Source organism: Chitinilyticum piscinae, assembly GCF_015223195.1.
Taxonomy (GTDB): Bacteria; Pseudomonadota; Gammaproteobacteria; order Burkholderiales; family Chitinibacteraceae; genus Chitinilyticum; species Chitinilyticum piscinae.
Genome location: NZ_JADFUA010000001.1, coordinates 303,025 through 329,923 on the forward strand (window position 1 = coordinate 303,025; position 26,899 = coordinate 329,923).

Annotated in this window: 9 protein-coding genes; 6 read left to right on the forward strand and 3 right to left on the reverse strand. The window is 58.0% G+C overall.

From position 1 onward, the window contains the following. Positions 1–79: 79 nt before the first annotated feature. Both INR99_RS01430 and INR99_RS01435 read right to left on the reverse strand, forming a co-directional pair. The gene (locus INR99_RS01430; protein ID WP_194114504.1) at positions 80–1,594 is read right to left on the reverse strand and encodes a glutamate-cysteine ligase family protein; all 1,515 of its coding nucleotides are present in this window, start codon (positions 1,592–1,594) and stop codon (positions 80–82) included. After that, positions 1,591–3,999, reverse strand: a complete 2,409-nt coding sequence (locus INR99_RS01435) for an MFS transporter (RefSeq protein ID WP_194114505.1) — start codon at positions 3,997–3,999, stop codon at positions 1,591–1,593. Before INR99_RS01435 ends, INR99_RS01430 begins: the two co-directional genes overlap by 4 nt. A 247-nt stretch (positions 4,000–4,246) precedes the next feature. On the opposite strand from INR99_RS01435, the gene INR99_RS01440 reads away from it, so the two are divergent. Continuing rightward, positions 4,247–5,284, forward strand: a complete 1,038-nt coding sequence (locus INR99_RS01440; RefSeq protein WP_194114506.1) for a patatin-like phospholipase family protein — start codon at positions 4,247–4,249, stop codon at positions 5,282–5,284. Positions 5,285–5,445: 161 nt separating this feature from the next. On the opposite strand, the gene INR99_RS01445 is transcribed toward INR99_RS01440, so the two are convergent. After that, entirely contained in the window at positions 5,446–7,458 is a 2,013-nt protein-coding gene (locus tag INR99_RS01445; RefSeq protein ID WP_194114507.1) for an adenylate/guanylate cyclase domain-containing protein, read from the reverse strand. Between the two features lie 457 nt (positions 7,459–7,915). Here INR99_RS01445 and hemB point away from each other — a divergent pair, with 457 nt between their 5' ends. The 5 genes from hemB (at position 7,916) to INR99_RS17265 (ending at position 26,639) form a co-directional block, all read left to right on the forward strand. Next, positions 7,916–8,917, forward strand: coding sequence for a porphobilinogen synthase (gene hemB / locus INR99_RS01450; protein WP_194114508.1), 1,002 nt, complete (start codon positions 7,916–7,918; stop codon positions 8,915–8,917). Then, the gene (locus tag INR99_RS01455; RefSeq protein WP_194114509.1) at positions 8,902–9,291 is read left to right on the forward strand and encodes an Imm10 family immunity protein; all 390 of its coding nucleotides are present in this window, start codon (positions 8,902–8,904) and stop codon (positions 9,289–9,291) included. The genes hemB and INR99_RS01455 overlap by 16 nt, the downstream gene beginning before the upstream one ends. A gap of 337 nt (positions 9,292–9,628) precedes the next feature. Then, positions 9,629–21,043: a M10 family metallopeptidase C-terminal domain-containing protein gene (locus INR99_RS01460; RefSeq protein WP_194114510.1), complete on the forward strand. Its 11,415-nt coding sequence runs from the start codon at positions 9,629–9,631 to the stop codon at positions 21,041–21,043. Then, on the forward strand, positions 21,044–25,393 hold the full coding sequence (locus INR99_RS01465; RefSeq protein ID WP_194114511.1) for a tetratricopeptide repeat protein: 4,350 nt from the start codon (positions 21,044–21,046) through the stop codon (positions 25,391–25,393). Beyond that, positions 25,386–26,639 (forward strand): methyltransferase domain-containing protein, encoded by a 1,254-nt coding sequence (locus INR99_RS17265; RefSeq protein WP_228098025.1) that lies wholly within the window; start codon positions 25,386–25,388, stop codon positions 26,637–26,639. Before INR99_RS01465 ends, INR99_RS17265 begins: the two co-directional genes overlap by 8 nt. Positions 26,640–26,899 lie beyond the last annotated feature (260 nt).

The following is a 26,899-nucleotide window of genomic DNA, read 5'->3' on the forward strand; positions in this document are numbered from 1 at the left end:
CAGGCTTTTTAATTAAAAGGCCTCAGCCACATACCCATTGATCACGTTACACCTTTTCGTCGCAGGGTTGTGCCTGTCTTCAGCAATCACAAGCCGGCGGCGGGACGACGACCATCCGCCTGCTTTGCAGCAAAACCTGCAGCGCATCTTCCAGCGGGCCGTGATGGCGGGCGACCAGGCGCAGCGCGCGGTCGGCGCCATTTTCGCCACTGGCCAGCACGTGGCGCGGATAAGCCAGCATCCATTGCTCGTCGGCGGCCAGCCCGGTGCTGGCAAGCTCCAGCACGAGCGCAGCGATGTCCCGGCTGCGCACACCGGCATATTCGGCCGCCAGCCCGTCACGGATGCAGGCATCACGCAGGCCGTCCAGTTGCGCCCAAGACAGGGCGGCATGCAGTGTTTCCCAAGCGCCGGGCGCATTGAGCAGGCCGGTTTGCAGCGCACTGGGGGCCATCACGCAGCTGGCCGCCACCGTTTCCCCGGCATCGGCCAGCAAGCCAGCGTCGGCCAGATTGTTGCCTGCGACACGACCTTCGAGATAGACGTGCCGGCAGTGCCTGGCAAAGAGGGCTTCGGTCGCCCCGGCCCCATCCAGCGAGCCCAGAAATTCCTCCCGGTCCGGCAAAGTGTCAAAGGCGAAGCGGATGCGGGCATCGAGAAAATGGGCGAATTGCAGTTGTTCCAGGTGCGCCATTGACGGCGTGATCAGGGAGGACTGTCGGCCATGCAGACCCCGCCCGGTCTGCGCCGGTCCGTGCAGAAAAGCCAGCAGCGATAGCGGCGTATCCAGCACGACCAGATCCTCAAAGGTTTTGTAGCTGGCATCGGCGGCGATGGCATGCATCACCGTATCGGGTGCAAATACCCAGCGCAGGTAATCCGCCAGCCCGGTAAACGGGCGCGCCGGCAGCTCACACAGACGCCGGTCAGCCGGGTAACGCGCACGGGCAAACATGCGCCGCCACAGTTGCAGGCGATTTTCGCGCCGCCCCGTGTCATGTCCCGCCTCGAAAGGGCTATTGGCAAACAGTGCGATAAACGCGGGGGCGGCCAGCAACAACAGATTGAGGCTGGCGATCGCCTGCGTGGCGGCCACTCCGGTAGTCGGGCCATTCTGTGCCTTGGCGTCCATTCCCGCCGCATGATCCCAGCCCCGGTGCTGTATCCAGTAGTCGTAAATCGGCCGTGGGGCGCGCAGACGCTGATAGTGCTCCGCTGTCAGCACGGTACTCGGGTGTTCGGCCAGATTGAGCGCATACAGATTGTGCGCCGCCAGCGCCTGCTCAAGCTCGGACTGTTCGGCAAACACCTGCCGCGCCAGTCGGTTGAGACTCCCCGTTTCGCCAAACACGGGGGCAAACGAGGTTTCCAGATTGTTGTAGCCATTATCAAAGGAGCTCATGCCCCAGGCACTGCCAACGCCCAGCAGGCTGCCGTCCGACGTGCGCAAGGTGGGCGCTTCCGGCGAGTGCGCGAAGCGCAGTGCATGCAAGGCGGCAAGGGCAGCTCGCGCATCGCCAGCGCGGCCATCATCCCCGCGCGCGACCGGCAACTCCAGCTCCAGGCCGACACTAAGGCTGTTGCGCGTACTCATGACGAAGCCGCCGTGCGATCGCCGTGACGCGCCAACAGCCAGAAGGCGACAGCGCACAGCATGTACATCAAACCGGCAATGCTCAACCCCGCCTGACTTCCCAGCAAGGCAAAAAGCCCGCCCATGCACAGCGGCCCCAGCAATTGGCCGAGTTTATCGGCGGTACGCTGGATGGCCATCGCCCGGTTTTTCCCCGCACGCTGCACGGCAGGCAACTGCAGGGCGAAGCTCGATTGCGCCGGACCGCCGAAGCTGCTCGCAATGCCCAACAGGAAAACCGCCAGCAACATGCCCAAGAGGCCGGCATCCAGATACAGCGCGGCCAGCCCGCTGCCACCAAGCAGCCCGGCCAGTACCACGAAATGCTTGCGCTGCCGGAAACGCCCAAGCCAGCGCCCCAGTAAGGGCCCCAGATAAATGACTGAAAGACCATAGACCATCAGAATACGCCCAGTATCGGCCGGTGATGCGCCCTGCGCACCAAGGTGTAAGGGAAGCGCAAAATACAGCAGACCGACCTGCACGATGGAAAACGGCACAACACACAGGGCCAGCAACGCCAGATAGTTGCGATCCGCCAGCAGTTCACGCAGTGCACTGGTGCTGGCCGGTGCCAGTGTGCCCTGCGGTGGTGCACGGAAATGGTCGCGCATGAAGGCCAGCGCAAACAGCAGCGGCACCAAACCCAGCACGGCCGATAGCAAAAATACGCTGCCAGCGCCAAATTGCTCGGCCAGCATGCCGCCGGTGGCGCTGCCACACAGATGTCCGGCAAAAATGCCTGCCACCAGGCTGGCAATCGCGTGCATTTGCGTACGCGGCGGGCTTGCCGCATAGACGTGGGACTGGATGCCCATCCAGGCTAGCCCATAGCCCAGGCCAACCAGACCGCGCGCGGCGATAAAATCGCCAGCGCCACTGCTCAGCGCGCTGAGCAAACCACCACAGGCACAAATCAGTGTGCCGGCCAAAAAGGGCCAATGCCAGCCATGACGGTCGGCAAGCCGGCCGGCAAAAAGTGTGGCGAGCAAGGCGAACAGCATTTCGGCTGAGACCGGCAACGCATTCAGGATTTCTGCCGGAATAACGCGATTTGCCGACATCAGCTGTGCCATGTGCAGCGGCACAATAGCCAGCGGCAAAGCCCAGGCAAACAGCAAGGTGAAGGCAGCCGTGCGCGCCAGCAACGGGCGGGCACGGCGACGGCGCTCCGACTGCTGATCCCGGTGCATCAGTGCCGCCAGCAGGATCAGCAATTCGCCGACAAAAATGGCCGAGGTGAGTGCCACCGTGCCCGCATCCGATACCCTATGCCATATACCCTTGGATATCTGAGCGGAAGAAAGCCTGGCACTCAATACCCCCTCCATACTGGATGCAGACTGCGAATCTGCCGCCACAATGCGCAGGGGCGTCTGGATCTGCGCTGCCGCGCCCCCCTGCTCGTCCGGGGCGCCCCCAAACCTGGGATGGGTAAAGAGAGCGCGGCCCTCGGCGTCGTACAGTGTCACACTGGCCAGTTCGGGAATATCGTCAAGCATGCGCTGGAAAGGTGCATCCAGTCCGTGAAAACGCCGGATATCTACGCCCAGCGCCAGCAGGCGCTCGAACTCGCGCCCCAGACTATCGCAGGCACGCTGCACATTGCCGGTCAGCCCGGCGAGATAGCTGCTGCGGAAACTGGTCACGTTGTACCAAGAGAAGACACCCTGCGCGATCAGCACCGCCGCAAAGGGCGCAATGAACAACGCCCGGCGATAGAAGCGCTCCGGGCAACGCTGCAGCAGCAAAGTGGCCGCAAACAAGAGCAAGAGACCCAGCGCGCTACTCATCAGCAGGCTGCGCAGCATCTGCTCGCGGCTTTCCTGCTGGCTGTTCGTGACCGCATCCTCGGACAGCAGAAAGACCAGAAAGCCGCTCAGCTGACGCTCACCGGCATGAATGGGCAAAAGATACAGATGCAGATCATCCCGACGCTGGTGCCAGAGCACCTCGCCACGATAGCTCGCCAAAGCTGCCCCCACGGGCATCGCCGTGCCCCCCTCTGCCACATCCTGCAGCAGCAGTTGCCCATCCGCATTGATGAGTGCCACTCCTTCAATAAAGGGGAGAGTGCGGCGCAAGCCTGCCAGCGTATCGCTCAGTCCATACATCTGAGCCAACGGCTTACCCAGTCGCATGGCATTTTCGATATGAAACACCTGCTCGTGCCCGCTAATGCGAATCGCGGTAGCGAGCGTCTGCACGCTGGCATTACGCTGAGCCGCCAGCGTCAAGAACACATTGAGCCCTTGGGCGAGCACCAAAATAATCATGCTTGCCAGCAACATGCGCAGCACCACAGGCCGTCGTTGTGACAGGGCGCTGGTGGGGCGAATCTGAGCGATGCGAAGTATCTGCGTCATTGAAAGTGGCCGTTACAGCGGCAAAGTCCGGTGGGGCCGGACAAGTAAATGTGAGGTGAATTGTATCGCCCAGACCCCAGACCCCAGACCGGTATTGGGCATCGACAGCTTTGCCTCCCCGTGTTTTACTACAGCGCGGCAAATCTGGCGAAAGATAACGATATAAATCTGCCAGTATGGTGTTTTAGTATGGAAAGCGATTCGCAAATGAGCGATGGATTCCCCGATTTCCCAAGGAGAACGCAGCATGGCAGCAGGCAGCAGCAAAAAGCAGCGCAAACCCCTCAATCTGGCTCTGCAAGGTGGCGGCTCACACGGCGCATTTACCTGGGGCGTGCTTGATCGCCTGCTGGAGGAAGACTGCTTCGACTTCGACAGTATTGTCGGCACCAGCGCCGGAGCCATGAATGCTGCCGCGCTGGCCTATGGTCTGAAAGTCGGCGGCCCGGAACAAGCGCGCGCCTGCCTCAGAGAATACTGGGAGCTGATGATGAAAACCGGCGCTTATGCCCCGTGGCCATCACTGCTGGACCGTATGATCGGGGACGGCAACATGAATTATTCACCGGTGTTTGATTTTGCCGATGCACTGACCCGCATAGCGTCACCCTACCAACTCAACCCCAAGGGCTTCAATCCCATTCAGCCTACCATCGAGAAGGTGATTGATTTTGCCCGCCTGCGCGAATTGAAGGACACCAGCCCCAAGCTTTTCCTGTGCGCAACCAATGTGATGAACGGCCGGGTCAAGGTTTTCGAGCGCGACGAACTGACCGTTGACGCCGTTCTGGCCTCGGCCTGCCTGCCCTTCATGTATCACGCTGTAGAAATCGATGGCGAGTTTTACTGGGATGGTGGCTACATGGGCAACCCGCCCATTTTCCCGATTTTTTACAACAGCGATTGCCGCGACGTGATGATCGTGCAGATCACCCCGATCAATCTGGCGGAGCTGCCAACCACCGCCACCGCCATCTTCGACCGCATCAACGGCCTGAGCTTCAATTCCAGCCTGATGCGCGAAATGCGCGTGGTGAATTTCATCAACGGCTTGGTGCGTAAGGGCTTCGACGACGGCGGCAAGCTGAAGGAAGCCTATATCCACACCATCGACGCCGAGGAAACGATGAACAAGCTTGGCGCGGCCAGCCAGGCCAATCTCGACCGCAGCTACATCACTCGCCTGTTTGAGCTTGGACGCAACAAGGCAGAGGCATTTATTCAACAGCATTATGCCAAGGTCGGGGTCGTCTCATCGGTGGATATTGAAGACAAATTCTTGTAATTCTCGAGCCGGAGCCAAGAACTAGGCCGCCAATAGCATCTGGACAGATGTATGCATCTGCAGGTTTTATTAATCAACCCACTTGGGTGAATACCTGCAAAGGCAGCGACCAAAATGGCCGAGCAGCCCCAGGAAAACGCCGACAAAGGCCGCTATGTCCATCAAGTCAAGCGCCGCAGATGATAGACAGGCTGGCGGCCGTAGTTTTTGGCCAATGACAATATGCCCACATATTCGCAGGCATAACGCGCCCCATAGTCGCCTCCCGTCATTTGCGCCTCATGCCGGAGTGCATTTTCCTCAGCCAGCAGCATGGCAACAAACTGCTGGGATGCATACACATGGTCAGGCAACGAGACCGGCTCCAGACGTGCGGCGCGACTGACATGACTGCCATATACGATGGGGCGCCCGGTCAGCGGGTGCTCGCCTGAAAAGACTGGAGCGGCATGCAGACCGATACGGACCTGCAGCGGTTTTGAAAGCGAGCCGTCCGCACTATGCAACTGGCTGATTGCGTCAATCAACGCAAAGGCGTAGTCGGCCATCGCGAGGCTGGTATCCATGACGGCATAAATGGCATCCCCCCAGCTTTCAATCAAGCGCAATCTAGCAGACGTCTCCGCCAGTAGCGGCTTGACAGCCGCCAAGCGTTGCCACAACGCCGGCAACTCGGCCTCGCTCAACCTGCTATAACCGACAATGTCAGCGAACAGCATGGTACTAATGGTACGCTGAGGGAGCACAACGGCGCTGCTCTGCGACTGCACCCCCAAGCCAGTGTTTTTCGGAACCTGCATGTCAGCCAAGTTGGCCTGCTCGCGCAGCTCATCCAGATCGATTATTCGCAGCTGCTCAATTTCAGGCCAGTTATCGATAAAATCGGCAGCACTGCCGGCATCGCTGGCTGCAGCATAGTCCCATAGCACCAGCAGACTGGGTTGGGCCTGCTGCAGATTCGCTTGCGCCCGCGCCATGCCCTGGATCAAGTGGTTATTGAAGCGTAGTAGTGCACTATGCCCAAGGAACGACTCTTCGGTAGCATATGTGACGCTGGTTGCCAGTTTGCAAGCATTGCGAAAACGCCGTTCCCAGTTGCCTGCCGCGTAAGCGACACGATGGCGTACAAAGTCCTCGCGATCAAAGGGGAGAAACAGGTGTACTTCGGCACCACGATCAAGCATCGCCTCGACAAATAGCAATTCTGCACCCGCGCTGGCGCAGCTAAAACCGACTTCGGCACCCAGCTCCTCAAGTTCGGCGGCGATTTTTCGTGCCACGGCTTCTTCCAGCGCAGGAGGAAAGCTGCGGCAGTTTTCCCACGGCGCATCAAGCATCTGCCCAGCAAACACGACAATCCGCGGCGCTGGTAGCTGGTCATGTAATGCGTTCGGCACGGAAAAACCGCTCGTTTCCAACAAGCGGATGCGATGCAAACTAGCGATCACAGAAGGTAGGTGACGTGGCTGCAGGCTTGCAGCCCGAGCCATGCGGTAGCTCAGCGCCTTATCATCACCCAGCAGCAGCGCCAACTCGGCCCCCTGATGCCAGTACGGGCCGGCGCGGGCCGTCTCAGCGGCCTCGGGGACCGGGAGAGCAGCCCAACGCTCCTGCAACAGCCCGGCCAAGCTGCAGGCTGTATCCATATGGCCTCGCATGGCGGCCAATTCGGCGGCCATGAGCCCGTCCTCAAGGCTGTTGCTAAGCCTGAAGGCGGCACCAGCACTCGTCTCAGCCTGCAACAGGTCACCAGGATCACCCAGGCGGGACCAAAGTTCGACATGAACTTGACTTAGCAAGCGCAAAACTTCCGGTGTATCCGCCTCACCCCCCCGGTGACACTGGGTGGCTTCCACGTCCAGCAAAGCCAGCAGCTCGCTGACGGCAGTGGAAAACTCAGCCTCGTTCTGGTAACGCTCAACAGCGTCGCGGAATGCCTGTGCAAACCGGCGCTCCCGCTGGGAGCTGCTGAGCAAGCGGTTACAGCGAGCAGCCATCAGCTTCCTGGCCTCTTGGTCAGCACCACCTCGCAGAAGACTCAGTGCGCCCAGCAAATTCAGCTGCAAGCTGGCAGGGTACTCGGCGGCGGCCTCACGATAGGTGTCATATGCCAGGAAAAATTGCCCGTCATCCAGGTGCGCCAGAAGGCGTTCATACCATTTATTTTCAGACATATCTAAGAGGATCCCTAGTAGTGGCTGGCGTTGACACCCCTGATGACCAAACTGTGGCTTACTAAAACCCCAGTGAATCGGTTGTAAGACAGGCAATAGGACCTGTAGGGTCACAGGATGTGTTGCGTGAGCGACAAAAACGCATGCTGCATATCAATGCTTGTCGTTTCTTTCCCCACGGTCTGTCGAGAGTGTCCGTGAGCACCACTCTACTTGTGTTACGAGCACACCCGGTTTGCCAACCTGCGCGGCAAATTTTTATAAGCCGATCGTGCCGTCGAATATACGGCCTCGCGCAGGAAGAACCAAGTCCAGCCAGGAGACCCCATCACCGCCTCTGGCAATTGCCAATCCCACTCAGCGAGTTGGATAGCGACACAGTACGTCATGATTGCCGCTGCTGCACTACACCACCTTGATCTAAAATGCCTGCATTGCTTTTCAAAGATGCTCGGCCATGACTATTAATCGCAACTTCCCCGCTACCCGCCTACGCCGCATGCGCCGGGATGACTTTTCCCGCCGCCTGATGCGCGAGCACACCCTGACTGCGGATGATCTGATTCTGCCGGTATTCGTGCTGGATGGCAGCAATCGCGAAGAGCCGGTGGCTTCGATGCCGGGTGTGAAACGCCAGAGCATTGATCGCCTGCTGGACACCGCAGCGCAAGCCGTGCGGCTGGGCATTCCGGCGCTGGCGCTGTTTCCGGTGATCGAGCCACATCTGAAGTCGCTGGACGCCAAGGAAGCCTGGAATCCGCGCGGGTTGGTGCCACGCACCATTCGCGAACTGAAAGCCGCCTTTCCCCAGCTCGGCATCATCACCGACATCGCGCTCGACCCCTACACCAGCCACGGCCAGGACGGCATCATCGACGAAAATGGCTATGTGCTGAATGAAATCACCGTGACCGCGCTGACGCGGCAGGCGCTGTGCCACGCCGAAGCCGGCGCCGACATCGTCGCGCCCTCGGACATGATGGACGGCCGCATTGGCAGCATCCGCACCGCGCTGGACCGCAATGGCCACGAACTGACCCGTATTCTGTCCTATGCCGCCAAATACGCTTCAGCGTTCTATGGCCCGTTCCGCGATGCGGTCGGCTCGGCCGGCAATCTCGGCAAGGCCGACAAGAAAACCTACCAGATGGACCCGGCCAATAGCGACGAGGCATTGCACGAAGTCGCGCTGGATCTGCAGGAAGGCGCCGACATGGTGATGGTGAAACCGGGGATGCCCTATCTGGACGTCGTGCGCCGCGTAAAGGACGAATTTGCGGTGCCGACCTTTGTCTATCAGGTCTCCGGGGAATACGCGATGCTGAAGGCCGCGGCGCAGAATGGCTGGCTGGATGAGGAAAAAGTAGCACTGGAAAGCCTGCTGGCATTCAAGCGTGCCGGCGCGGATGCCATCCTCACCTACTACGCCCTCGACGCTGCGCGATGGCTGAGCCGTTAAACTTCGGCGACTACCATCTCATCACGGCCGACCAGCTCCACATCGACCGTGATGAAGATGGCATCCTGACGCTGGCCTTCGCCGAAGGCCTGGCCCCGGATCCGGAGAACTACCTGATCCTGCAGTGCGGAGGCGAAGACAACGAACTCGGGCACTGTTACTTCGAAATCTGCAGTCGCGAGCATGCGGGCTATGACGGATTTGCCAGCTGGCAACTGCATGAGCGACAGATATTCCTGACTTTCCGCAGCGAAATCGCGGACGCCTTTGACTGCCCGGGCCTGCTCGTGCAACTGGCCGATGGCGGTGACCTAGCACTTGTTTGCTCGGCCCTGGCAGAAACAATCAATACGCGGATAACCGCTCGGCAGTAAGTCTCGGCCGGACAGCTACGCACTTCCCGCCGCACACCACATTACCCTGCAACCTATACGTCGTACAACACCGCAGAAAAACGCCATCATGGCGATACCCCTGCAAGTACTCTCCCTCCATAGCTGCTCGCCGGCTGTTTTTCCATCGCCTACCGACAGGCGACGGGCGGCATCACTTTTCCTCTCCTATCCTTCTAAAGATCGGGTCGCGCAGACCGATAACCGTTAAACGACGGCAATGCGTCCACCGTTTGGCAGTTTGTCAAGCACACTCCGCCCGGTACTTTTAACATAAGCATTTCGTTATATTCGCAGTTCACCATCGAGGGCTTCAATCATGGCTAACCTGACCATATCTGACGGCGGCAGTACCTTTACTCTGCCGGCCAATATTGACACCCTCACTGGTGGCAACGGCAACGACATCATCACCATTACCGGCCAGCTCACCGGTTCGCTGATCGACCTCGCGGCAGGCACCGGCGACAAGCTGATTCTGGATAATCAGGCGAACACGGCCACGGTTTCGAATACCGAAACCATCGTCGGCGGCACGCTGGTCGACACCATCACACTGGGGGCGGCCATCTCCGGTGCGGTCATCGATCTTGGCGCCGGCAGCGATAAACTGACTCTGGCCAATGGCAGCAACGACCTGACCCTCAGCAATGTGGAAACGATCGTCGGCGGTACCGGCGACGATACGATCAGTCTGGATGGCAGCTTCGGCAACCCGAATATTTCGCTGGGCGCAGGCAACGATGCCCTGACACTCGGGGCAGCAGTAACGGCAGGCAGTTTTGACCTTGGTGCAGGCACGGACTCCCTCATACTGGCCAATGGCACCAACGTACTGACCGTAAGCGGGGCAGAGAGCATCACAGGGAACGCCAGCACCGATAACATCACACTGGCTACAGCATTGGCTTCCGGCACCATTGACCTGAACGGCGGCACCGACAGTCTGACCCTGGCAGCCGGCGGCAACACCCTGACCGTCTCGGATGTGGAAACCCTGACCGGCGGCGCAGGTGACGATGTCGTTACCCTGGGGGCTGCCATTTCCGGGGGGGTCATCAATCTGGCAGGTGGTACGGCAGACCAGCTGACGCTAGCGGCTGGCGGCAATACGGTTACGGTTTCAAACGTCGAAACCATAACCGGTGGGGCCAATGATGATGCGGTCACGCTGGGTGCCGTGATCGCTAGTGGCGAAATCGATCTAGCCGCAGGCAATGATAGCCTGACGCTGGCCGATGGAACCAATAGCCTGACGGTCAGCAATACCGAATCCATCACGGGCGGAACTGGTGCCGATACGGTCACTATTGCAACAGTGATCGCAGGTGGCAGCATTAATCTTGGCGCCGGCACTGACAGTCTTACCCTAACCGATGGGGCCAACAGCCTGACCGCCAGCAATGTCGAAACCATCACGGGCGGCACCGGTAATGACAGCATTACGCTGGGCACCGCAATCAGTGGCGCGACCATAACGCTGGGCACCGGCACAGATACCCTGGTGCTTGCTAACGGCAGCAACACACTTACCGCGACTGGCGTCGAAACCGTCACCGGCGGCACGGGTGACGACTCGGTCACCTTTGGCGCGGCCATTTCGGGCGCGGCCATCAATTTGGGGACAGGGGCAGACCACCTTACGCTTGCGAGTGGGGGCAACACCGTCACCGTAACAGCCACCGAAACAGTCACTGGTGGTGGCGGACTAGACACTGTCACGCTTGGCGCTGCGCTGTCTGGCGGCGAGATTGACCTCGGCGCTGATGCCAACGACAAGCTGACGCTATCTACCGGCAATAATGTCATCACCGTCAGCAATACCGAGACCATTGTCGGCGTGGGTGGTAACGACACTGTCACCTTGGCCAGCACGGTCAACGGGGCCGACATCGACCTCGGCGGCGGTACTGACAAACTGACTCTGGCCGCAGGCGGAAACACCCTCACCGTTAACGGCACGATTGAAACCGTCGTCGGTGGCGCTGGTGACGACATCGTTACCATTGCAAGCAATGTATCCGGACTGAGCTATGACCTTGCAGGCGGCACCGGTGACAGGCTGGTGCTTGCCTCGGGCGACAACACCCTCACTCTGGCAGGTGTGGAAACCGTGACCGGCAATGACGGCAATGACACATTGACGCTTTCCGGCGCTCTCAGTGCTGCCGTGTTCAATCTCGACACCGGCACCGACTCGATCACGCTGGCTGATGGCAGCAACAGCCTGAGTGTGAGCGGGGTCGAAAGCATTACCGGCGGGACTGGCAGCGACAACATCACGCTCACCGCCGCCATTAGCGGCGCCAACTACAGCCTCGGCGCCGGTGTCGACACGCTGACGCTGACAACTGGAACCAACGTCCTGACGGCAACGGGCGTGGAAACCATTACAGGCGTAGGCGGGGACGACACCATCACCCTGGGCGGCGCCGTCAGCGGCGGCAGCATCACCCTGGGCGGCGGGACCGACAAGCTGATTTTGCAAGCGTCATCGACGCTGACACTCGATAACACGATCGAGACCATTACCGGCAGTAACGGCGCAGATACCATCACACTGTCTACGGCGATCAGCACGCTGGATATCGACTTGGGAAATGGTAATGACATCCTGAACCTGGCCAATGGTGGTAACACACTGACCCTCGCGAACAGCAGCATCGAGACTGTGACAGCGGGCAGCGGCGATGACACCATCACCTTAAGTGCGGCCACATCTATTCTGCGCGTAGACTTGGGCGGAGGCGCCGATACGCTGGAACTGGCTGACGGTGGCAATATTGCAACCGTCGCCAATGTGGAAACATTGACCAGTGGCAGCGGCGCTGATGTCATCACCATTACTACATCGCTATCTGCCGGAGCCACTATTGACCTTGGTGCTGCGATTGACCGAGTTCTACTGCAAGGCAACGGCAACACGGTATCGCTGACGAATGTGGAAAGTGTGAGTGGCAGTAACGGTGACGATATCGTGACACTGCTCAGCACCGTTACCAGTGGCAATTATGATCTTGGAGCCGGAACAGACTCGCTGACTCTGGCGGCAGGCAATAACGACATTACTGTTTCCAGCGTCGAGACAATAACGGCCGTCGGCGGGAACGATACAGTAACGGTCTACAACACCCTGAGCGGCGGTGTCATTAATCTGGGGGCCGGCACCGATACGCTGGTTCTGACCGCCCCTGGCAACAGCGTAACGACGACCAACGTCGAAACCATCGTCAGTGGCTCTGGCAATGACACAGTTACGCTAACAGCCAGTCTTGCGGCAGGGAATATTTCTCTGGGTGCAGGCACTGACACGCTGACCCTAGCCAGTGGCAACAACACCCTGACCATCACCGGTGTGGAAACGCTCACCGGTAATAACGGCACCGACATCATCACGCTGGGGGCTGGCATATCTGGCGCAAGCATCGACCTGGCCGGTGGTACTGATACTCTGATCCTAGCCAACGACGACAACACACTTACTCTCACCGGCGTTGAAAACATCACTGCGGATGCAGGTAATGACAGCATTACACTGACCGATGCACAAAGCGGTGGCACGATGGATCTTGGGGATGGCAACGATGAGCTGACCCTGTCAAACGGTGGCAATACCCTCACCCTGAGCAATATTGAATCCGTTCAGGGGGGCACGGGCTCCGATGTGATTACCCTTGGCCAGGCCATCAGTGGCGCGGTTGTCGATCTGGCAGCAGGCACGGACAGCCTGACGCTCGCCAGCGGCGGCAATACCCTGACCATTTCCGGCGCCGAAACCATCACCGGCGACGCCGGAGCAGATCTGGTCACGCTCGGTGGCGCCATTTCCGGTGCCAGCATTGATCTGGCTGGCGGCAATGATCGCCTGACGCTTTCCGGCGCCGGAGCCAACTCCATCACCGCCAGCAATATTGAAACTATCCAGGGGGGTGCAGCCAGCGACAGTGTCCAGCTCAATACCACCGTCAATGGTGCAACCATTAATCTCTCGGGTGGCACCGATTCACTGACCCTTGCTGCGGGTGGCAACACCCTCAGCATCAGCAACATCGAAACCGTAGTCGGTGGCGCCGACGCCGACGTGGTCACCTTGGGGGCGGCCTTATCCACTTCCGGAGCCAGCATCGATCTCGCAGCCGGTACCGACATCCTTAACCTTGCGAATGGCAGCAATGCATTAACCGTATCGGGAGTGGAAACACTCAACGGCAATGCCGGAGATGACACCATCACATTCGGCGCCAGCGTCACCGGCACAGTCGTGGATCTGGGTGGCGGGAGCGATCACCTGATCCTGGCCGCTGGCGGCAACACGCTGACCGTATCCAATACCGCGAGCATCACCGGCGGCAACGGCACGGACACCGTCACACTCACCGATATTGCCAATACCGTCAGCCTTGCCGGCATCGAGTCACTGGCCGGTGGCACACTGGCTGACACCATCACCCTGACCGCAGCCATCAGCGGAGCACAAATTCACTTGGGCAGCGGCTCCGACTCGCTGACGCTGGCCAATGGCAGCAACGACCTAACCATCAGCGACATTGAGCTGGTCACGGGTGGCGCAGGCAATGACAGCATCACACTGAGCACCGCCGCATCCGGGGTGACGATTTCGCTGGGGTCCGGCACCGACACATTGATGTTGGCCAATGGCGGCAACACGCTTACAGCCACGAATGTAGAAAGCATCGCTGGCGGCTCGGGCGACGATGTCGTCCAGCTTGGCGGCACAATTACGGCGGGCTCCATCGATCTGGGGGCCGGCAACGATACCCTGCTGCTCAGTGCAGGAGGCAACACGCTAACCGTAAATGGCAGCATTGAAAGTCTGGTCGGCGGTGCCGGCAATGACAACATTACCTTGGCCAACGTGGTCAGCGGCAGCAGTTATGATCTGGCCGGCGGCAGCGACCAGCTGATTCTCGCCAATGGCAACAACACCCTGAGCGTATCGCATATTGAAACCGTCAGCGGTGGCAGCGGTAATGACAATATCACCGTCCTGACCAATCTCAGCAGCGGCCAGATGGATTTGGGCATCGGTATCGACAGCGTTACCCTCGCGGACGGCGGCAACACCTTTACCTTCGGTGCCAGCGTGGAAAGCGTGATCGGTGGCAGTGGTGATGATGTCATCACTCTTTCTGCCGCAGTCGCCGGTACCAACTACAACCTCGCCGGCGGCAACGACACGCTGAATCTGGCAAATGGCAGCAACAGCCTGACTGCGACCGGAGTGGAAACCATTCTTGGCAACTCAGGCAGCGACTCTGTCACGCTTGGAGCAGCAATCAGCGGCGCGACGATCAACCTGGGAGGCGGCAACACCGACAGTCTCGAGCTGTTTGATGGCGCCAATACCATCACAGTGCTCAATACCGAAACCATTACCGGTGGTACTGATGTCGACCTCGTCACCCTGACTACCGCCCTCAGCGGCGGAGTGATCGATCTGGATAGCGGTGCAGATCGCCTGACGTTGAGCAGCGCCGGCAGCAACAATCTGACCGTCAGCAATACCGAAACGATAGTTGGTGGCAACTCAGCTGACACCATCACACTGGCCACAGCGGTCAACGGGGGCAGCTTTGCCCTAGGGGCGAGCGCGGACAAGCTGACATTGTCGGATGCAGGCGCCAATACACTCAGTTTGGACGCTAGTGTCGAATCCGTCGTTGGTGGTGCCGATATTGACACCTTGACGCTAACAGCTGCGGTGTCCGGAACGAGCTACGACCTATCCGGTGGCAACGACCGTCTAAACTTGGCTGATGCCGCGCTGAATAATCTTACCATTGGTAATGTCGAGACCCTGCAAGGTGGCACCGGTGATGATCAGGTGACATTCAGCACTGCGGTGACTGGCGGCAGCTTCGACTTTGGCAGCGGCAACGACCGGGCCTATCTGAGTAGCGTTGCCAGCAACATTATTGATATTGCCAATGTCGAAACCGTACAGGGCGGAACGTCCAGCGATACGGTTACGCTGACAACTGCCGTTTCTGATGCAATCATCAACTTGGGCGTTGGCACCGACAAACTGGTGCTGGACTCGGCATCCGGCAACAGCGTATTTGTCAATGCCGTCGAAACAGTGACCGGCAGCAGTGGCGATGATGTCGTTGAATACCAGTTCCAGATTGCCGGCGCCCGAGTGGACTTGGACACTGGCGACGATACGTTGAAACTGGCCAATGGCAGCAATTCGCTGACCGTTTCCGGAGTGGAAACACTACTGGGTGAATCGGGCAGCGATGTGATTACCTTGTCCGAATCCAGTGCGGGAATGAGTATCGACCTGGGAGCGGGGTCGGATGCGCTGACGCTCTCATCGCAGGGGATCAATACCCTGACACTGGCCAACGTTGAAACCGTAGTAGGCGGCACCAGCAACGATACCATCACCTTCTCCACGGCTGTTTCGGCTGGCAGCATCACGCTGGGCGCTGGCGATGACAAACTGATTCTGGGCAATTTCACCAACTCGTTAACCCTGCACAACAGCGTCGAAACGCTTGTTGGCGGCAGTGGCGATGATACCGTCACCATCAATGGCCGCATCACTGCGGGCGAGTTCGATTTGGCTGGCGGTAATGACACGCTACAACTGGCCAACGTCGGCGTCGGAGAATCCAATGTCCTCGAAATCAGCAACATCGAAACTGTGCTGGGTAACTCGGGCAGCGACATTGTCACGCTGGCCGCAGCGGTCAGCAGCGGGGTAATCAGTTTGGGGCTGGGACAGGATCAGCTGATTCTGTTCAATGGTAACAACACCTTGTCGCTCAATGGCACGATTGAAACCATAACCGGCGACAGTGGCAATGACAGCATCACCCTGACTGCGGCGGTGAGTGGCCACAGCTACAATCTCGCCGCGGGCAATGACACCCTGGCGCTGGCCAATGGCAGCAATACGCTCACCCTGAGCGGGGTTGAGTCCATTAGCGGCAACTCCGGAGCAGACGTCATTACCTTCGCTAGCGGGCTGACCGCCGCCAGCATTGACCTAGCAGCGGGTGTAGACAAACTGGTGTTGGCCAATGCGGCTAACACTGCCACCATCACCAATGTAGAAACCATCGTGGGTGGCACTGACGATGACACCATCACCTTGGGTGCTGCAACTGTTTCCGGACAGGTAATTGCGCTGGGAACGGGCACCGATACCGTGCAACTGGCCGATGTGGTTAGCAATGTGCTGTTTATCGACGCCACTACTGAAACGGTTTTGGGTGGCACCGGCAATGATGCCGTGACCCTGACCCAGCTGGCCACAGGTCACCGCTATGACTTGGGTGCGGGCGACGACAAACTGACCTTGGCGGCAGGTAGCAACACTGTTTCCGTCTCCGATGTTGAAACCATCACTGGGGGCGCAAGCGGCAACGACTCGGTGACGCTACTGACGCAGTACACCGCTGGCATGATCAATCTGGGGGTGGGTGCAGATAGCCTGCTGCTGGGCAACTTCGATAACACCCTGTCGGTTGCCAATGTCGAAACACTGAGTGGTGACGCCGGTGACGATATCATTACCCTGACAACCGGCATTAGTGGCGGAGCCGTTGACCTCGGCACAGGTAACGACAAGCTGATTCTTGCCAATGCAGCCAATACCCTGACACTCTCGGACACAATCGAAACACTGGTCGGCAATTCCGGCGCGGACACCATCACCCTTTCGGCCAGTGCAACCGGTCGCAGCTATGACCTCGGTGGTGGCATCGACAAGCTGACGCTGGCCGATGGCGGCAACATCGTCACGCTGGGCAACGTCGAAACGATCGTCGGAAACAGCGGCGACGACACCGTTACATTATTGGGTATAGCCTCCGGAGCCTCGATTGACCTCAAGGAAGGAGACGATACCCTTATTCTTGCCAATGGCAGCAATACGCTATCACTGAGCGCCGCAATCGAGACTGTAGTGGGTGGCTCCGGCAACGATGTCATTACGCTGACACAGGCTGCTGCCGGCAATGTGTACCAGCTTGGCGCGGGAACTGGTGACAAGCTGATTCTGGCCAATGGCAGCAACACCCTCACCGTCTCCGGTGTGGAAACAGTGACTGGCGGCACGGGGGCTGACGTCATCACACTGACGGCGCAGCTTTCCGGCGGGCTGATCGACTTGGGTGCGGGCACCGCCAGCGACAGCCTGACGCTAGGCAATTTCAGCAATACCGTAACAGTCCTCAATACCGAGACCATCACGGGCAACTCGGGGGCGGATACCGTGAGCCTGGGGGCTGCAGCCAGCGGGCTGAACATCACTCTGGGCGCAGGCAGCGATACGCTCGTCCTCGCCAACGCAGCCAACACCCTGAGCATCGGCGCCGACATCGAAACACTGGTCGCTGGCAGCGGCATCGACACCATCACGCTGACCGCAGCGCTCAGTGGCCGCAGCTACGACCTAGGTGCAGGCAGTGACCGGATCATTCTGGCCGATGGCGGGAATACCCTGACCTTGGCGAATGTCGAAACCATCACGGGACATGATGGGGATGATGAGATTACTTTGAGCTCACTGGCCACCGGTGCAATCGTTAATCTGGGGGCCGGCAGCGATACATTGCAACTGGCAAATGGCACCAACACCGTTACCGTTACCGGGGTCGAATCCGTGGTCGGTGGCACGGGAGCCGACACAGTAACGCTGGGCGCTGCGACCAGCTCGGCGGCTCTCAGCCTCGGAGCCGGCACTGACAAGGTGGTACTGTTCAATGGCGCCAACGAGGTCAGCATTGGTGATGCCGAAACCATCGTCGGCGGCACCCTGACCGATATCGTGACACTGACAACCGGAGTATCTGGCGCCAGTATCGACCTTGGCGCCGGAAGCGATACTCTGATTCTGTCGAATGACGGCAATACTCTGACGCTGAGCACGTCGATTGAATCGCTGGTTGGCGGCACGGGTAACGACATCATCACGCTCAGTGCCGCAGTTTCCGGCAAGAGCTATGACCTGGGCGCAGGAACCGGCGACAAGCTGGTACTGTTCAACGGCGCGAATACACTGACGGTGACCAATATCGAAACCATCGTCGGCAATTCTGGTGCCGATGTCGTCACCTTGGGCGCAGCGGTGAGCGGGCAGAGTCTCGACTTGGCTGCCGGTATCGACAAGCTGCAACTGGCTAACGGCAACAATTCACTGACATTGTCGAATATTGAAACCGTAGTCGGCGGAACGGGGAATGACGTCATCACCCTGCAAACAGCGGCCTCTGGCATGGTGGTCGACCTTGGCACTGGCACCGCTGACAAACTGGTTCTGGCCAACACAGTCAATTCGCTATCGATCAATGGCTCGATCGAAACGCTGGTGGGTGGCACACTGGCCGACACCATCACCCTCACCACTGTCATTGCTGATGATCGCCTGTTTGATTTGGGGGCCGGCGCAGATAAGCTGGTCCTGGCCAATGGCGCCAATACTCTGCAAGTCAGCAATATCGAAACCGTTACTGGCAACTCGGGTGTTGATACGGTGACCGTTGCCACGGTCATCTCCGGGGCGACTTTCGATCTGGGCGCAGGCTCCGACAAGCTACATCTGGCCGCCACCACAGGCAGCAGCTTTGTCACCGTACTCAATACCGAAACGATCACCGGCAACTCGGCTAACAACACCGTGACATTGGGTACTGCAGCCGCATCCGGCTCCTCAGTCAGCCTGGGTGGCGGCATCGACAAACTTACCTTGTTCAATACCACAGCAAACACCCTGACGGTAACGGGCGTCGAAACACTAGTGGGTGGCACTGGTGTGGATACCATTACTCTGGGTGCGAGCCTGAGCGGCACCGGCAATGTGGTCGATCTGGGTGCTGGCATTGACAAGCTCACGCTGGCCTCCGGAGGCAATACGGTGAGTGTAACCGGGGTCGAAACCCTGATCGGAGGTGATGGTAACGACATCATCACTTACAGCACGGCTACAGCTGCCGGCGTAGTTGTGGATCTGGGCAGCGGAACCGACAGCGTGACACTGGCCAACGCCATCAATATCCTGAGCGTTGCCAACACCGTTGAAACCGTGACCGGCGGCAGCGCCGCCGATACGCTGACCCTCACTGGGGCAGTCAGCGGCACGACCTACAATCTTGGCGGGGGCATCGACAAGCTGACACTAGCAAACGGCTCCAACACCCTGAGCGCCAGCAATGTTGAAACCATCCTTGGCGGCACACTGAACGATGTCGTGACCATCACGACCCAGATCAGCGGTGGAGTATTCAACTTAGGCGCCGGTACGGGTGACCAGCTGATTCTGGCTGCTGCAGGCAATACCGTCACCGTCTCTGGCGTGGAAACCGTTACCAGCAACTCCGGAAATGATTCTATTACTTTCAGCACCGCGACAAGCGGAACAGTTGCCAATCTGGGGGCAGGTCTTGATCGCATCATTTTTACGACCGCTACTGGTACTAACGACCTTACCGTGACGCAGGTTGAATCTGTCACCGGGGCTGCATCCTCTGACACCATCCGCTTCACATCCGCAGTTTCTGGGGTTGTACTCAGCCTTGCGACTGGAAATGACCGTGTCGTTCTGGCCAACGGTATTAACAACCTGAATCTAACGGGTGTCGAAACGGTGGTCGGTGGAACGGGCAATGACACGCTGACCATTCAAGATGCCACGCTCGCAACCAACGTCTACACACTGGGCTCCGGAACCGACACGCTCATCCTGGCGAACCTCACCAATACACTTTCACTAGGTGCATCGGTAGAAACCGTGACCGGTGGAACAGGTGCCGATACCATTACCCTCACGGAAGCCGTCAATGGCTCTTTGTACCAACTGGGTCTGGGAGTCGACAAAATCACGCTGGCCAATGGCAGCAATGCCATCACGGTCAACGGCATTGAGACTGTAACTGGCGGCACTGGCAACGATAGCGTTACCTACACATCGGTATTGGCCGGTGGGGCCGTCAATCTCGGTCTGGGCAGTGATTCACTGATCCTGGCTGCAGGTGCAAATACGGTTAGTGTCAGCGGCGTCGAAAATCTTACCGGCAATGGCAGCGCCGACAAGATTACCTACACCACAGCGATCACTGGCGCGGTGATCGACCTGGGAGGCGGCACAGATACATTAACCTTGTTCGGAACCGGGGTGAACACCTTGACCATCAGCGGTGTCGAATCACTGGTTGCAGGCGGCGCTGCAGATACGGTCACCCTTGGCACCGCGGTCAGCAACTACACGGTGAATTTGGGTGCTGGCGTTGACAAGCTGATTCTGTCCGACACTGGCCCCAATAGCGTGAATGTCACAGGTGTTGAAACCGTTGTTGGCGGTAATGATGCTGATACCATTACCATGGCCATCGCTACTGTCGGATCACGATTAGAAGGCGGCGCAGGAAATGACATTCTGACCGGCAGCAATGGTGCGGATACGATGGTCGGTGGCGCAGGAAGTGACTACTTTACGTTCACCGCAGAGATCCAGTCGACCAGCACCATAACAGATACGATCAGTGACTTTGTCGTTGGACAGGACAAACTACGCTTCCAAGGCATGTTGACCAACTCGTTCTCGATGGTAGGTAGTCTGACTGCAACCGGCAGTTCACAGGCGCTCTGGAACGCGGGAACCAGCACCCTGACAGTGGATACTGATGGTAATGGTGCAGCAGATATGAAGATTATTCTGACCGGCGCACCGGCACTGAGCGAAACCGACTTTATCTGGACAATTTGATTGGCACGATCTGATAGCGACAAGGATAGTCCTCCCGATTTAGCTAAACTGTTTGCAATTGCCCTTGAGTTACATGGCAAGGGCAACCTGATTGCGGCAGAAAAGGCTTATCGGGGGATCCTTGAACGCGATCCAGGTCACGCCAATGGCTGGAACAATCTAGCCGTCTTGTTGAAAGAGTCGGGCAGGCTGGAGGAAGCGCTGGCATGCTTCGAGCGGCTCGCTGGGCTGGAGCCACGGCGGGCACGTGCGCAGTGTGGCCGCGGCGTTGTCCTACGTGCGCAAGGTAACAATGCAGAGGCCGCAAACGCCTATCGCCAGGCAATTGCCATTGAGCCTTCTTTCATTCCCGCCTACAGCAATCTCGGAAATCTGCTGTATGCACTGCGCGCCTTTTCCGAAGGCGCGAACTGTTTTGCTCAGGTTCTGAGCATGGCGGCAGATGACATCGATGCACGCTTCATGCTTGCCAAGTCACAATTGGCTCAAGGATTACTCGATAGTGCTGAAGCCGCGCTAGAGCGGGTGCTGCAGCAAAACCCTGCTCACATCGAAGCTTGGGGAACACTTGGCCAGCTCTGGAGCGAACGGCACTGCCTGCCGGAAGCCCTGCATTGCCTCGATCAGGCAATCACCATCCGGCCGGATCATTCAGGCCTGCATTACAATCGGGCTCTGCTCCGCCTGCTGGCTGGTGACCTTGCTGGTGGTTTTGCCGACTATGAGCATCGCTTCGATGTACCGGATTTTCCATCGCGCCGACTCGATACCAACAAGCCAACGTGGCATGGACAAACTTTACCCAATGCGGCCATTCTGGTTTATGCCGAGCAAGGCTTAGGCGACACGCTGCAGTTTCTGCGCTTTGTACCCATTGCGGCCAATCGAGTCAGGCAGCTCTGGTTACTGATTGATGAAAAACTCGGGGACCTGCCTGCTCTGCCGGATAACGTACAACTTCTGCCCAATGGCAGCAAAATGCCCGATGTTGTGGCAATCTGCCCGCTGGTGTCTCTGGCGCATCTGCTAACAATCAATCCGCGGGCACTATCCAGTTCAATACCTTACCTGCGTTGCCATTACCCGCAATCCAGCCACTGGAAAAACAGGGTTTCCGGGGAAGGGATGCGGATTGGCCTGGTCTGGGCCGGCAATCCCGCGCATAGTAATGACTCAAACCGCTCACTACCCCTCGCCCAGCTTGCGCCACTGCTGCGACACAAACGGATTCACTGGTACTCGCTTCAGGTGGGGGCCAGACGCGAAGATCTAGCTTCATCAGGGCTTTCCCAACAGATCTGCGATCTGGGTGGCGACCTGGCCGATTTTTCCGATACGGCTGCTGCCTTGCAGCAACTGGATCTGCTGATCTGCGTCGATACCTCGATCGCCCATCTTGCCGGGGCACTGGGTTTGCCTGTCTGGTTGATGCTTCCCCATATGCCCGACTGGCGCTGGCAACTGCACCGCAGCGATTCGCCATGGTATCCGTCCATACGTATCTTCAGGCAAGCGGAAACAGGATCGTGGTCATCCGTTATTGCCGCGCTCGATGCAGAATTGCTTCTGTACTCCCAACCAGAAAGCATGCCCGCACAGCAGCGTTCAATTTCAGTCACAAATCAGCTTGAAGAAGGTAGATTGTTACTGGAAGCCAATCAGATAGATCTTGCCAGGCGGTTTTTCTGGCGTGCATTAGTGCAATCCCCGTGGGATGGACGATCTGCGAATGCTCTGGCAGTCAGCTTCTACCGGCAGAACCGGCCCGAGCAGGCCGCTCACTTCGGCATGCGGGCCTGCCGCCTGACGCCAACCAATCCTGAAACCTGGTCCAACTATGGCGCCTACCTAAAAACCGCAGATGACCTTGAGGCTGCACTTCAGGCCTTCGATGAAGGGTTAGCGATCCATCCTGCTTATCCGGGATTGTTGTACAACCGGGGATTGGCCAAGCTTCTGTCAGGCAAACTTGCGGAGGGCTTTGCGGATTACGAGTACCGTTTTGACGTTCCGGATTTCCCCTCACAGCGCTTGCAGACGGACAAACCAGTCTGGCGAGGTGAACTGATCAGTGAGCAGGTTTTACTGCTGCATGCTGAGCAGGGGCTGGGCGACACCATGCAATTTGTGCGCTATTTACCCTTGGTAGCCAGTCTCGCCAAGCGAGTCATCCTAATAATCCAGAAACCGCTCGTCGACGTAGTCAATCTCCCTGCTGCGGTAGAACTGCATGACACAACCAAGCCACTACCCGATTTCGATATTTGCTGTCCCTTGTTAAGCCTCCCACACCTTTGTGGAACAACGGCCGAATCCATTTCTGACGACACACCGTACCTGAGAACGGATGTGAAACGGGCAAGCACTTGGCTCTCTCAGCCAGATGCAACTCGTCTTCAGGTGGGTATTGTCTGGGCGGGTAGCGCTACCCATAAGAATGACATCAACCGCTCAATTGCCTTCGATGAGCTGTCCCCTCTCTGGAATGTGCCAGGAATCAAATGGCATTCATTGCAAGTAGGGCCCGCGAACAAGGCACTGACAAGCACTCCAGGGCTGAACATCATTGACCTCGGGAAAAATCTGCATGATTTTTCCGATACTGCCGCAGCCTTGGAGCAACTGGATCTGCTGATTTGTGTCGATACGTCGATTGCTCATCTTGCTGGCGGACTGGGGCTACCCGTATGGTTGCTGCTCCCCCATATTCCGGACTGGCGCTGGCAAATGAAGCGTGCTGATTCGCCCTGGTATCCAACCATGCGCATATTCCGCCAGCACAAAGCGGGGGATTGGACCAGCGTATTGCTGGACGTTGTCCAGGAATTAAGCGCAGTTAGCCAACCCGATACCTCCGAGGGGCAGCGCCTGCTTTCACACGCCAGCAAGTTACAGGAGCAAGGCGGGCAACTATTGGCGACCTCCCGCTTTGCTGAGGCCAAGCGGCATTATCAACATGCACTGTCGATGCAGCCTGGAATGGCCGCCTTTGCCAATGCCCTGGCTGTCTGTACCTATCGGCTTGGCCAAGACGATGCCGCAGCACTCTACGGGCTTCGAGCCTGCCGGCAAACACCTGGCGATGCCGAGATCTGGTCAAACTGTGGCGCTTATCTGAAAAACTGCAAAGCACTGGAACTGGCACTCGTCTGCCAGCTGCGCGCCCAAGAGCTAGCCCCATCCAGCCCGGCAGTTCGCTCCAACATGGCCAATCTGCTGGGTGTACTGGGACGCTGGCCAGAGGCGCTGGCACTGACAACACAACTGGTCAGCGATTATCCAAACAATCCGGATTATCGGTTCAGTCATGGCATTTCATTAAAAGAGAATGCCCGTTTCACCGAAGCCATGGATGAATTTCGTCATGCACAACGGCTAGCTGGATATCATGTCAAGGCTCAACTGCATCAGGCATTGCTCGAATTGCTGACAGGCAATTTGCAGGAGGGTTGGGAACACTATGAATCACGCTGGCAACAGCCCGACTGCAAGCAGCAAAGATCCTTTGTTCAGCCACTCTGGCAAGGAGAAGATCTCAGCACACGATGTATTCTGGTTCACGCCGAACAAGGCTTTGGCGACAGCTTCCAGTTTTTGCGCTATGTGCCACTGCTTTGTCAGCAGGCAAGGCAAGTCATACTGGTCATTCAGCCCGAACTGGAATCCTTTGCGCGACGCCTACATCCTGCACTTGTCTTGATCCCCAGTGGCGCGCCATTACCCGAGTTTGACTGTCACTGCCCGCTGCTGAGCTTGCCGCGCGCATTCAAGACGCGCCTGGACAACATTCCAGCCGACCTCCCCTATCTGTCTGTCGCAATTGCTTATCGTGAAAAATGGCAGGCGTTGCTTCCTCGGCAACACAAATACCGCATCGGTCTGGTTTGGGCAGGACGACCAACCCATGCGAACGATGTGAACCGATCGATGAGCTTGCAACAACTGGAATCCCTGATCTGCGACATTCCTGCGGATTGGGTCATACTGCAGAAAGGATCTCCACTGGCGCAACTGGGCGATTGGGCATACGCCGGAAAGGTGTTTGCCCCAGGTGACAATCTCGTTGATTTCGACGACACAGCCGCCATTATTTCCGAGCTGGACGAACTGGTCAGCGTAGATACCTCGGTGGCGCATCTGGCCGGAGCACTGGGCAAACCTGTTCGTCTGCTTCTCCCATGGATTCCTGACTGGCGATGGCTCTGGCAGCGTACGGACTCCCCTTGGTATCCGCAATTCAAGCTCTACCGTCAAGCGGTGCGGGGCGACTGGGAAGAGCCGCTTGCACGTCTGCATCACGATTTAACACTTGCGGTAGAAGCCGCCGAAAAGGGTAAACAAAATGGGTAGTATGCTGCGCTTCAACCTGAAACACCTGCGCAATAATTTCGGCATTGAGCGTGTTGTCGAAACAGGTACCGGGATGGGCAACTCGCTGGCATGGGCTGCGCAAGCCGGATTTGCCGAGCTGCACTCGGTCGAAATGGTCGAGAAACTCCATTCTGCCTGCAAGCAGCGCTTTGCCGGTCAGGCCCAAATACATCTTGAAGAAGGTAGCAGCTGTGACTTCCTCCAGCATTTTTCGACTGGCAAGCAACAACCAACGCTGTATTTTCTGGATGCGCACTTTTCCGGCGGTGCGGATTTCGGACTAACCAGCTACATCAGCTCGGCACAGGCGGAAGACAGTTTTCCGCTCCTGGATGAGCTCGATGTGCTGCTTGCGAATGATCTGTCCGGCTGCATCATCATCATCGATGACATCCGGATGTATTTCGAAGGATCGTTCCAGACCGGGGTCTGCCCGGAGTTTGCCCGGCGCTGGCAGGAACAAGCCGCACTGATCGCCCGTGTTGACCGACTCAAAGACACTCACACGGCATACCTGCTACGCGAAGATGAGGGCTATCTGGTCATCGCGCCAAAGGAAAAGCCACTTGATCGCTCAAGCTGGCTGATGATCCGGCCTCATGATAATTCAGGTCAGCTCAGCTATCGGCCAGGCGTTCCGGGCGTGACCGCCATTTCGGTGCAACGCCGGGTGCAGGATAGCCGGTTTGCCACCCGCTATTTTGTCGGCAACGGGATCGATGTTGGCGGTGGCGGCGATTCGCTAGCGCTGTATCGCGAATTTTTCCCCTTGGCGAAAAATATCTTCGTTTACGACCGTCCGCATGGGGATGCCCAGTTGCTCGCCAATGTTGCCGATAACAGCTTTGATTTTCTCTATTCGTCTCATTGTCTGGAACATTTGCGGGATCCAGCGGAAGCATTGCACCACTGGCTCAGGGTAGTCCGGCCTGGAGGCCACCTGATCATTAATGTCCCCGATGAGGATCTCTACGAGCAAGGGGTTTGGCCGAGTCGCTTCAATAGTGATCACAAGCTGACCTTCACGATAGCCAAGGCCGAATCCTGGTCACCCGTCTCGGTTAATGTGCTGGATCTGCTCGGACAATTCCGCCAGCACGCCGAAGTCATCACCCTGCAGCAACTCGACCACGGATATCGCCATAAAACCCTGCCGCAAGGACTGGATCAGACCCGGACACCGATGGCTGAGTGCGGCATCGAATTCGTACTTCGCAAGCGCTGACCGAGCCATTCGGGGCATTCAGATAAGCAGGCAAAAAAAAGGCACCCGGAGTACGGGTGCCAGGAAGATGGAGGAATGAAAAGTCACGCAGCTGACGCTGCGGGTTATCGCCATTGACTCTTCATCGCTGATTCTACAGGGATTCAGCAAAATGGCAACACTTGCTTTCTGTATTTGTACATAAAAATAACAATGCATTACACGGCAATTACTTTCGTAAGCATTGCCGTACATGGAAACAGGGGGAGAGAAAAAGACAG

Bases quoted from the DNA above. Each gene is read 5' to 3' on its own strand.
- hemB (WP_194114508.1), top strand. From the start codon at position 7,916: ATGACTATTAATCGCAACTTCCCCGCTACCCGCCTACGCCGCATGCGC.
- INR99_RS01430 (WP_194114504.1), bottom strand. From the start codon at position 1,594: ATGAGTACGCGCAACAGCCTTAGTGTCGGCCTGGAGCTGGAGTTGCCG.
- INR99_RS01460 (WP_194114510.1), top strand. From the start codon at position 9,629: ATGGCTAACCTGACCATATCTGACGGCGGCAGTACCTTTACTCTGCCG.
- INR99_RS17265 (WP_228098025.1), top strand. From the start codon at position 25,386: ATGGGTAGTATGCTGCGCTTCAACCTGAAACACCTGCGCAATAATTTC.
- INR99_RS01445 (WP_194114507.1), bottom strand. From the start codon at position 7,458: ATGTCTGAAAATAAATGGTATGAACGCCTTCTGGCGCACCTGGATGAC.
- INR99_RS01435 (WP_194114505.1), bottom strand. From the start codon at position 3,999: ATGACGCAGATACTTCGCATCGCTCAGATTCGCCCCACCAGCGCCCTG.
- INR99_RS01455 (WP_194114509.1), top strand. From the start codon at position 8,902: ATGGCTGAGCCGTTAAACTTCGGCGACTACCATCTCATCACGGCCGAC.
- INR99_RS01440 (WP_194114506.1), top strand. From the start codon at position 4,247: ATGGCAGCAGGCAGCAGCAAAAAGCAGCGCAAACCCCTCAATCTGGCT.